The following is a 10,419-nucleotide window of genomic DNA, read 5'->3' on the forward strand; positions in this document are numbered from 1 at the left end:
CCGCTGCAGTTGCCGTTCCATTTGCCAGTTCCATGTTACCTAGTGCCAAGGCTCAAGCAGCAGGTGCTCCGGTTGAAGTGGATATTAGCAAACTTGAAATGGGACAGTTACTCACTGTCGAATGGCGAGGTAAACCAGTATGGATCTTCCGCCGTAGTCAGGAAGTATTAACCACACTGGGCTCAATGGATGACACACTGCGTGATCCAGACAGTGAAGTGACTTCACAACAACCTGAATACTGCCAGAACGACACCCGAGCGATTCGTGATGAATTGATGGTATTGGTTGGCATTTGTACTCACTTGGGTTGTTCTCCTACCTACCGTCCAGAGTTGGCACCTGCCGATTTAGGTAAAGACTGGAAAGGTGGCTTTTTCTGTCCGTGTCATGGTTCCAAATACGATCTTGCAGGACGCGTATATGAAAACATGCCGGCTCCTAAAAACCTGGTTGTGCCGCCTTATTATTTCGAAGGTGATAATGTCGTCGTGATTGGTAATGATGCTGAAGGGGTCGCGTAATGAATGGTTTTATGAACTGGTTAGATGCTCGATTCCCAGCCACCAAAATGTGGAAAGAGCATCTATCTGAATACTACGCACCCAAGAACTTCAATTTCTGGTACTTCTTCGGCTCACTTGCTTTACTGGTCTTAGTTCTACAAATTGTCACCGGTATTTTCCTCACCATGCACTATAAACCTGATGCTGCGCTTGCGTTTGCATCAGTCGAATACATCATGCGTGATGTGGAATGGGGGTGGTTAATCCGTTACCTCCATTCAACCGGCGCGTCAGCCTTTTTTGTTGTCGTCTATCTACATATGTTCCGTGGCTTGATGTACGGTTCATACAAACAACCTCGCGAACTGGTCTGGATCTTCGGCATGCTCATTTATCTGGTGCTGATGGCTGAAGCATTTATGGGCTATCTACTGCCTTGGGGTCAAATGTCCTATTGGGGCGCGCAGGTCATCATTTCGTTGTTCGGCGCTGTGCCTTTTATCGGCGAGCAACTAGCCTTATGGATCCGTGGTGATTTTGTTGTCGCGGATGCTACGCTGAATCGTTTCTTTGCTTTTCACGTCATCGCAATGCCTCTGGTATTACTGGGCTTGGTTGTTGCTCATATTATTGCCTTGCATGAAGTAGGCTCTAATAACCCTGACGGTGTGGAAATCAAGAAAAACAAAGATGCTAATGGCAAGCCGGTAGATGGCATTCCTTTCCATCCTTACTACACAGTTAAAGATATTGTTGGCGTTATCGTCTTCCTGTTTCTTTTCTCATTGATCCTTTTCTACGCGCCAGAAGGCGGTGGTTGGTTCCTTGAGCATGCTAACTTCGTGCCAGCTGATCCTCTGAAAACACCGGAACATATTGCACCGGTATGGTATTTCACCCCGTTTTACGCCATTTTAAGAGCCGTGCCGAGTATCAATAACTCCTCTTTCCCTGGTGTGGTTGCGATGGGCTTATCGATCGTGTTCCTGTTTCTGTTGCCGTGGCTGGATCGCAGTCCTGTCAGATCGCTTCGTTACCGCGGTCCTTACTTCAAAATTGCATTAGTGTTGTTTATCGTCAGCTTCTTAGTACTAGCTTTTTGGGTACGCAACCTGCGACAGCTTTATACACATTACTTGCACAGATATTCTCTGTTATTTATTTTGCATTCTTTATCTTCATGCCAATCTATACAAAATTAGATAAAGATAAACCCGTGCCAGAAAGGGTGACATTCAAATGAGAACTTTAGTATTAGCTTTTATTGTCAGTCTGTTCTCTACTCAGGCTATGGCGGCGTCAGGTGGTGTTCACTTAGACTCTGTTGAGATTGATATTACCGATCAGGCATCTCTCCAGCGTGGTGCAAAAACCTTTGTTAACTACTGCTTGAGTTGTCACTCTGCTTCATACATGCGCTATAACCGTATGGCAAAAGACTTGGGCCTAAGCGACGAACAGGTTGAAAACAACCTGATGTTTGCATCAGATAAAATCGGTGAAACCATGACGGTTGCCATGCGAGCTGAAGACGCCCAAAAATGGTTTGGTGTCACACCACCAGACTTGTCTGTGATTTCTCGTTCTCGTGGCACTGACTGGTTATACACCTATTTACGGACTTTCTATCTGGATGAATCACGTCCCATGGGTACTAACAACCTAGCATTCAAAGATGTCGGTATGCCTCATGTGTTGTGGGAACAACAAGGTTATATGGCGAAAGACGATCATGGTGAATTGGTTGAAGCCACAGCAGGCCCAATGAGCACATATGAATACAATCAAGTGGTCGGCGACTTAGTCAACTTCCTTGCATACATTGGTGAACCTTCCAAACTGCAAAGAATGGAACTTGCTAAGTGGGTGCTGCTTTATTTAGCGCTGTTTTTCTTAGTTGCTTACCCGCTGAAGAAAGCCTTCTGGAGAGACATTCACTAGTCATGACGTCATTTTTACTCGTGAATAAGATCTTTCTGTTAACCCTGATGAGCCACACTGAGGTAACACGTTTTGAGTAACAGTAACCGTCGTTCTACGATGACCGTTTACTCGGATCCGACCTGCCCTTTCAGTCATCAGACCCGAATCGTCATTCAAGAAAAAAATATTGAAACCAATATTGTAGAGTTAGTGGCAGGCGAATGGCCCGAGGACGTCGCTGCAGCGAATCCTTACGGAGCCGGCCCGACATTGTTCGATCGCGATCTGGTGCTATTTGATTCACGTGTCATCATGGACTTTTTTGATGAACGTTTTCCGCATCCGCCATTAATGCCTGTCGATCCGGTCGCCCGTGCTAAAGCACGCCTGATGCTGCACCGTATTGATAAAGACTGGTACTCACTATGGCATGCCTTATCAGGTCGGGAACGTGGTAAAACCAGCAAGGCACGTAAAACCATCCAAGAAGACTTGACTGTCTTAGCCCCCTTATTTGAGAGCTCACCGTTTTTTATGAGTGATGAGTTTTCGATGTTGGATTGTGCGCTAGCGCCACTGCTATGGCGTCTGCCAAGCCTGAACATAAAGCTTCCAGCCAGTGCCAAAGCAGTAGAGTCTTATGCGGAGCGAATTTTTAAACGTGACAGCTTTCAGGCTAGCCTCAGTGAGACTGAAAGGGCGATGCGTTAATATGAGCATGACATCACAAAAGCCCTACCTAGTTCGAGCCATTCATGAATGGCTACTGGACAATCAGTGCACACCGTATGTACTGGTCAACACCCGTCATGAAGGTGTGCAAGTCCCATTAGATTTCGTCAAAGATGATCGCATTGTACTCAATGTAGCGCCGGACGCTATTCGCGACCTGTTGATAGATAATGAATGGATTAGCTTTTCTGCCCGTTTTGGTGGTAAAGCGATGGATGTCTTCATTCCCATCATTTCTGTGCAAGCGATTTATGGCAAAGAAAACAACGAAGGCATGTTCTTCCCAGACGACGACCAGCCACCACCGCCTACAGATGACAACTCAGAAGAAACCGCCCCTGTTAGCAAAGGCCGTCCAAGCCTCAAAGTGGTAAAATAATAAGCCTTTAAAGCTGATATTTTTCCATTCGGTAGCGCATTGCCATCCGAGTCAAACCCAGTTTACGGGCGGCGCGAGAAACATTTCCCGCCGTCTTTTCTAACGCTTTCTCAATTAAATATTTTTCTACCTGCTCTAGCGTCATTTCACTGAGACTATCCACGCCACTGTAATCATTCTCTGAGGTTGCTGCAGTTGGCGCTTGCAACATCAACTGTGAACTTTCGATCACGCCCTGCGGCGATAACATTACGGCACGTTCAACGACATGTTGAAGTTCACGAATATTTCCTGGCCACGAGTACGACTGCAATATTTGCACGGCATCATCAGAAAAAACAGGCGCCTCTAGCCCATAACGTCTGGCCACAACATCCACAAAATGCACTGCCAAGAGTGCAATATCTTCTTGCCTTTCACGTAGCGGTGGTAAATGTAAACCTAGTACATTCAGCCTGAAAAACAGATCCGCCCGAAACCGCCCATCGGCCACCATCTGTTTTAAATCACGATTAGTTGCTGCAATAAAGTGAGCCTGCACCGGCACTTCACGTGTAGAACCAAGTCTTCGCACCTGTCGACGTTCTAATACATTTAACAGTTTTGTTTGTAACGACAGCGGTAATTCGCCGACTTCATCAAGAAATAAAGTGCCGTCTTCTGCTACTTCAATCAATCCCGGTTTAGCCTGATGCGCGTTAGTAAATGCACCCCGTTCATAGCCGAATAACTCGGCTTCAATTAGCTCGGCGGGTAATGCCGCACAGTCGACATGTACATAGGGCCTGTGGCGCCAACTGCCCGTTTGATGATAAATGCGGGCGATCACATCTTTCCCCGTCCCTGTCTCGCCTGAAACCAAAATGACCGGATGTTCTTGTTCAGCTTTATCAACCAAGTTAGCAATGCGTTCAACTTGCTGTCTGACAGCCTGAATAGTGTGACTATAGCCAATCATCGTGGCCGGTTCGATACCATGTGTTTCACGAACCTGTGAATAATCCAACTGCAGACTGAGTTTCTGGGTTTGCATCACTTTTGATAAGGTCAAGACCAACTCATCCAAATCAACAGGTTTCTTCAGATAATCAGTTGCACCAATCTTCATGGCCGTCACCGCATCTTCCAGCTCACCATACGCTGTCATCATGACTACCGGTATTGCCTGCCATGCGGCATTGGCGCGAATCTCTTTAAGTAAATCCAAACCACTACCATCAGGCAAACGTACATCCAGCAGAATCACATCTGGCAGTTTGGTTTTTAATGCCGCACGACCAGCCTCCAACGACGCTTTTATTGCGCCAGTATGGCCCTCACGCTGTAAACGGCGTAACACCGATTTAGCAAATAAGGTTTCATCTTCAATTAATAATACGTTGAGCATTGATGTCCTGTTTTATGCCGTTTTTTTAAGTTCTAGGTAAAATAATAGTGACTTTCGTCCCGTTGCTATCAGCATCAGAATAAATCAACTGACCACCATGCTGCTTGATAACTTTCAATGCAAATGGAATGCCCAGGCCACTGCCTAAACGTTTAGCTTCACCATCGGTGACTTGTTCTGAAACCGGATCAAACGTCATGCCCTTGCCTCGGTCACTTATCGTCAAAACAACCTGAGCATTTTTTTGAAAATAATTCAGCATGATCTCAGAGTGATGGGGTGAAGCCTCGATCGCATTTTGCACCAAATTGAACAACGTCTGTTCCATCAAATTACTATCTACAGCAATCTGATTAACCTGTCCTTCCCACCCCTTTCTGCTTAAGGTTAACTGTTTTTCATTTAACTGTAAGGCGATAAGTGACATTGCATTGTCAGCCACCTCTGTCAGTTTTTGTCTACTGAAATGGGGTTTGCGGGGGTGTAAATAGGTTAGTAATGAGGTGACCCAACGTTCAAGACGATCAACAGCAATAATGATATCGCGTAGCGCATCTTGAATCACCGGATCCGACGTCTCGTCCTGCGTGACCTGTGAAGCCGCTCTAATACCAGCCAAAGGATTACGAATATTGTGTGCGACTAACGGTACAAGTTCTCCCAGAGCAGCCTGTTTTTTTGCTTCAATCAGTTTATCGCGGTTACTGGCCAGTTCATCAGCCATGCTGTTAATTGCATCAGCCAAACGCGTAAGATCATCGACCCCCCGTTTCGGAATATTATGTGCTAAGTCACCTCTACTGATACGACGAGCCCCCTGCATCACGCTCGCCAATGGTCTCACCACATTATTTTTGACATAACGGCGGGAGAATAACAATAAGGTAATGGCAAGTAATACTGGCAGTGGCGCCAGTATCATAATGTGTGAAATCCATTTCTGACGGTTTTTAGTTAATACCCGCTGCTTGTCCTGCAATAAACGTTCAAAGCCTCCGAACGCTGCCTCTAGCTCGCTGAAAGTATATTGTTCGAGCTGTTTATCAAGGAGGTGCTTTTGTTGCGGCGTCAGGTTAGCAGGAACTAATAGTTTGTTAGTTTCGTTGTGAAAGCGATTGTAAGCAATGGCAATCTTGTTAGTTGCGTCGATCTCTTTATTATCGATAGCTAAAAGCTGTAAATCACCCAGAAACATATTGATACGACGCGTGTATAGATCGTACTCATCTGCTGCATCCACATCACTCAAAAAAGACGCATCAAAGACTTCTTTCAGTTGCCGATACAGTTCACCCCGAACATTCTGAACATGACTGTTCATCGCAGTCAGTCGTAGTGATTCTTCAGCACTTTTCTGCCAGGCAAAGGCCCAGCCAATGCCCACACTGGCGGTGACCAAAATCAACACAACATAGCTGAGCTCATGTAGTAACAATGAGCCCTGAATGCTGTGAAATTTACGAAATAACTTCATACATAAAAAAACGGGCCGAACAGCCCGTTTTCAATTTCAGCCGGTATCAGCGTCAGTTTAAGCGCCTTCAAAGCCTGCAAAGGTGATAGATTCATCAACCAGAACTGGCTCACCTTCACTCCATGTTTCACCATCTGGCACCACGGTACGGACCTGATAAATCTCACCGGGAATATGTTCAGACATAGTAAAAATATAGTACTTATTTGCATACAGCTTGTAGCGTGAATTTTTAGGGTCATTTGCATAAGGCTGAACTATATACTGAACACCTTTTACAGTCTCGCCATTATAGTCAATATCGACTTCTTTTTTATCTCCACCCTCAGCGAACGACCAACGCAACTTACGTTGAAAATAACGCCATTCACCACCGGTTAAACGCTCCATTTCATGAATATCAAACTCAAGATAAAGAACAAACACGCCATTACCACGTTGATTTTCCATTGGTTCATATGGACGTTTGTACTCATTTGAGAAAAATTCAAACGCTAGGTCGCGACGACCTGTATTACGAATGTTTGAAACCTTCACCTGAATATCATCTTCACGTGAATCTTCTACAAAACTTTCTTTCTTATAATGATAGGTCAGCGTGCCCGGCTGTTCGATATTTTGCATATGAGCTTTATCGAAAAGGACATTATTAACTTCAGAGAAGCCTGGAGCGGCGAATGCGGTGGTAGCGAGGGTCAGCATCCAACCCGTTGCCAGCGACATGACTAATTTCTTCACAATTTATACCTCTTTATTGTGGATCTTATAATGTTATGCTTAGGTAACGTCCCAGTTTACACAAAGCCTGCAAAAATGATGTGTTCATTTAAAAAAATCACTACTTCCTGCCTATTGCTTGTGACCGTTATTTTATTAAATGGTTGTCAGCCACAACAAGAAGATCATATCTATGAGCGAGCAAGCCCTTACTCATTTCAAGATACCATTCTCAACCTGGACATCGCGATTTCTGAATACAACTATCGGATTATTCATCGAAGTCATATTGGTCAGGCTGTCAGAGACAGAGGTGATAATGATTTCCCTTTGTCCACGATTACCAGTTTTTGTAATATCACCTATGCTAAAGAAATGATGTTGATCAATCCTGTGCTGATTAATGATATGCCCTGCAATATCGCTGTTAGACAAAACAGTGATCAAAAAGTCATTGTCAGTACTAAATTCATGGATGAGTCTGTAGCTGACGCAGAGCAAAGCGCCTTTGCCAAAAAAATTAATACCAACCTGAGGGGAATTATCGGGGCTACTATCGAGTAGTAACCCCAATCAACCCGACTAATTAATCATCGTCATCATCTTTACGAACACGTTTCTTAGGATAGGGATTAACGTTTTCTAGAGACGGCATATTGTATTCAGACATGATAGCGTTAATATCATCACGACGTTTATCAAGGAACTTATTCAGCAGTGCGTTCCACTTCTTATCTTGGTAACGCGTACCCATGCTAAAGCTAAATACCATTGCTTCGCCAAGTTCGTTCAATGGTTTCACTGTCATTGGAATGTCTGAAACACTGGCGTAGTGACCAGCAATAGGTCCCCACAAAAGAGCAACGTCAATTTCACCGTTGGCCAGTGCACCTTCGATAATACGACCAGCATTAACACTGACATCGCCACTCATCATCTGAAAATATTCAATTTGATTAGCCAAGCCTAATTCCAGCAATTGCTTGGTCGTTACACCACGGTCAAAGATACCAATACGCAACGGTTTTTGTTCTTTACTGACGGTAGCAATATCTTCAAGCTTATTCAGCTCATAACCTTCACCTTGACGGTAGACCATTGCCTCAATTGAGCTCCAATAAGGTTTGGTTGGCTTGAGGAAGTCAGTATGCTCAGGAATACTCATTGCTAAATCACAACGAAACTTGCCGGTTTCAGGATCAACGCTTTTGATGGTATTTCGAGAGAAACCAATACGTTGAGGAAACCAATAATACTCAACAGGGATTCCCAGCTCCTCACCTAATAATTCTGCAATTCGGTTATCAAAGCCTTCTTTCTCTTTATTTGAATACGGCATGTTGTAACCGTCAGCACACACCCTGACAGACTCTTGCCCCGGCAAAGGTTTCAAGTCTAAGTCTTCAGCATGGACTGCTGTGATGCTTAAAAATAGTCCTGACAGTAATACTGCCCAACGCTGCAAATGGGTCATTCTCTCTTCCTTTTTATTGCTTTTAAAAACAGTGTGACCGTTAAGCTAACATATTTGTTTCACAAATTCTTATTCAAACAGTCTCAAGTGCACAATTGCTCTACGAATCGTTATGTATTTGCCGTATCCATAAAAAAAGACCCGGCATCTTACGATACCGGGCCTTTTATCAGACTTGTTAGATTAATTGCTTAATCTAATTGGGTCTTGGTCTTACAGGCTAAATACGCTCAGTACACCACCCAGGTTAGTCCAGCTAGACAGTGCTTTATATGCACCGACTGCGCCCAGACCATCTGAATCGTTTTCTAAGCTAGGGATAGCCATACCGATACCAGCCCAACCACCTACACCAGACAGGATAGAAACGTATTGTTTACCACCATGTTTGTAAGTGTTGACGTTGCCGATGATGCCTGATGGCGTTTTGAATCTGTACAATTCACGGCCAGTTTGAGCATCTACTGCTTTCAGGTAACCTTCCAGCGTACCGTAGAACACAACATCAGAGGCAGTTGCCAAAGCACCTGACCATACTGAGAAACGTTCTGGGTTTGACCAGACGATTTTACCTTCACGTGCATCCCATGCAATGAAGTTACCCAAGTGAGTACCACCTGGTGCTGGGAACATGCTTAATGTCGCACCAACGTATGGTTGACCTGCAACATACTCAACTTCGAATGGCTCGTAGTCCATGCACACGTGGTTAGTCGGTACATAGTACAGACCGGTACGTGGTGAGTAAGCCGCTGGCTGTTGGTCTTTAGAGCCCAATGCCGCAGGACAGATACCAGTGGTGTTCACATCTTCGCCGTTACGTGCAGTTGAGTATTTCGCTACACGGTCATGACGACCAGTTTTCAGGCTAACGCCGTTTGACCAGTTAACTGCTGGGTCATATTTTTCTGCGACCAGGAGTTCACCAGTTTCACGATCCATGGTGTAACCAAAACCGTTACGGTCAAAGTGAACAGCAGTCTTATGCATTTTGCCTTTGACTTTTTGTTCAGCCAGGATCACTTCGTTAACACCATCGTAATCCCACTCATCGTAAGGCGTCATTTGGTAAACCCATTTCGCCATACCGGTGTCTAAATCACGACCAAACAGAGACATGGTCCATTTGTTGTCACCTGGACGTTGTACCGGGTTCCATGTAGATGGGTTACCGTTACCGTAGTAGAACATGTCTAGGTCTTTATCGTAAGAATACCAACCCCATGTTGTACCACCACCAATTTTCCATTGGTCACCTTGCCATGTTTTCAAAGATGAATCTTTGCCAACTGGTTTCAGCATAGAAGTGGTTTTAACTGGATCAATCAGCATTTCTTCGTCAGGACCAGTGCTGTACGCTTTGTACAGAACGTTACCGTCTAAGTCGTAAGCCTGGATGTAACCACGTACACCGAACTCACCACCAGATACACCAACCAGTACTTTATCTTTAAATACGTGCGCCGCAGCAGTGCTGGTTGCACCACGTTTTGGATCGTCACGTTTATCAGACCATACAACGCTACCGTCAGTCGCATTTAACGCAACCAGAGTCGTGTCAGCTTGGTTCAGGAAGATTTTTCCGTCGCCGTATGACAGACCACGGTTAACCGTGTCACAGCACATAACTGGCACAGTTTCATCGTAGTTTTGTTTTGGCTCATACTTCCATTTGATTGCACCGTCGTTGTTCAAATCCAACGCGAATACGATGTTAGGAAATGCAGTGTGAACATACATAGTGCCATCGATAACCAGAGAGTTACCTTCGTGACCACGTAAAACACCGGTTGAGAAAGACCATGCCATGTTCAAATCTTTGACATT

General features: G+C 44.8%; 10 protein-coding genes and 1 pseudogene. 6 read left to right on the top strand and 5 right to left on the bottom strand.

The window, feature by feature from the left end; translation table 11 throughout:
- The 5 genes and pseudogenes from petA to MDMS009_RS13630 form a co-directional block, all read left to right on the top strand.
- Positions 1-524: ubiquinol-cytochrome c reductase iron-sulfur subunit (gene petA, locus MDMS009_RS13610; protein WP_154647049.1), on the top strand; the 524-nt coding region annotated here is incomplete at its 5' end.
- Positions 524-1,749 (top strand): annotated as a pseudogene (locus tag MDMS009_RS13615) (cytochrome b). The gene petA and the pseudogene MDMS009_RS13615, both read left to right, overlap by 1 nt.
- Entirely contained in the window at positions 1,746-2,447 is a 702-nt protein-coding gene (locus tag MDMS009_RS13620) for a cytochrome c1 (protein ID WP_008291962.1), read from the top strand. The pseudogene MDMS009_RS13615 and the gene MDMS009_RS13620 overlap by 4 nt, the downstream one beginning before the upstream one ends.
- 72 nt (positions 2,448-2,519) lie before the next feature.
- Positions 2,520-3,140: a glutathione S-transferase N-terminal domain-containing protein gene (locus MDMS009_RS13625; protein ID WP_008291982.1), complete on the top strand. Its 621-nt coding sequence runs from the start codon at positions 2,520-2,522 to the stop codon at positions 3,138-3,140.
- Between the two features lie 7 nt (positions 3,141-3,147).
- Positions 3,148-3,540 (top strand): ClpXP protease specificity-enhancing factor, encoded by a 393-nt coding sequence (locus MDMS009_RS13630; RefSeq protein ID WP_043888385.1) that lies wholly within the window; start codon positions 3,148-3,150, stop codon positions 3,538-3,540.
- Between the two features lie 7 nt (positions 3,541-3,547).
- Here the strand turns inward: MDMS009_RS13630 and MDMS009_RS13635 are convergent, their stop codons facing one another.
- From MDMS009_RS13635 to MDMS009_RS13645, 3 genes are read right to left on the bottom strand one after another with little or no spacing between them, the layout of a single operon-like run.
- Positions 3,548-4,927 carry a sigma-54-dependent transcriptional regulator gene (locus MDMS009_RS13635; RefSeq protein WP_008291999.1) on the bottom strand — a complete coding sequence of 460 codons (1,380 nt, stop codon included), beginning with the start codon at positions 4,925-4,927 and terminating at the stop codon, positions 3,548-3,550.
- A gap of 25 nt (positions 4,928-4,952) precedes the next feature.
- A complete protein-coding gene (locus MDMS009_RS13640; RefSeq protein ID WP_008291959.1) occupies positions 4,953-6,401 on the bottom strand; it encodes a sensor histidine kinase in 1,449 nt (482 codons plus the stop codon).
- Positions 6,402-6,458: 57 nt separating this feature from the next.
- Positions 6,459-7,139, bottom strand: coding sequence for a hypothetical protein (locus MDMS009_RS13645; protein WP_008291961.1), 681 nt, complete (start codon positions 7,137-7,139; stop codon positions 6,459-6,461).
- Positions 7,140-7,259: 120 nt separating this feature from the next.
- On the opposite strand from MDMS009_RS13645, the gene MDMS009_RS13650 reads away from it, so the two are divergent.
- Positions 7,260-7,682 carry a DUF302 domain-containing protein gene (locus MDMS009_RS13650; protein ID WP_237700532.1) on the top strand — a complete coding sequence of 141 codons (423 nt, stop codon included), beginning with the start codon at positions 7,260-7,262 and terminating at the stop codon, positions 7,680-7,682.
- A 22-nt stretch (positions 7,683-7,704) separates the two neighbouring features.
- On the opposite strand, the gene MDMS009_RS13655 is transcribed toward MDMS009_RS13650, so the two are convergent.
- Positions 7,705-8,592, bottom strand: coding sequence for a quinoprotein dehydrogenase-associated putative ABC transporter substrate-binding protein (locus MDMS009_RS13655; protein WP_043888378.1), 888 nt, complete (start codon positions 8,590-8,592; stop codon positions 7,705-7,707).
- Between the two features lie 213 nt (positions 8,593-8,805).
- Positions 8,806-10,419 (bottom strand): methanol/ethanol family PQQ-dependent dehydrogenase (locus MDMS009_RS13660; RefSeq protein ID WP_008292004.1); only part of this gene is annotated, 1,614 nt, incomplete at its 5' end.

It is taken from the genome of Methylophaga thiooxydans DMS010 (genome assembly GCF_000156355.1).
Lineage (GTDB): Bacteria > Pseudomonadota > Gammaproteobacteria > Nitrosococcales > Methylophagaceae > Methylophaga > Methylophaga thiooxydans.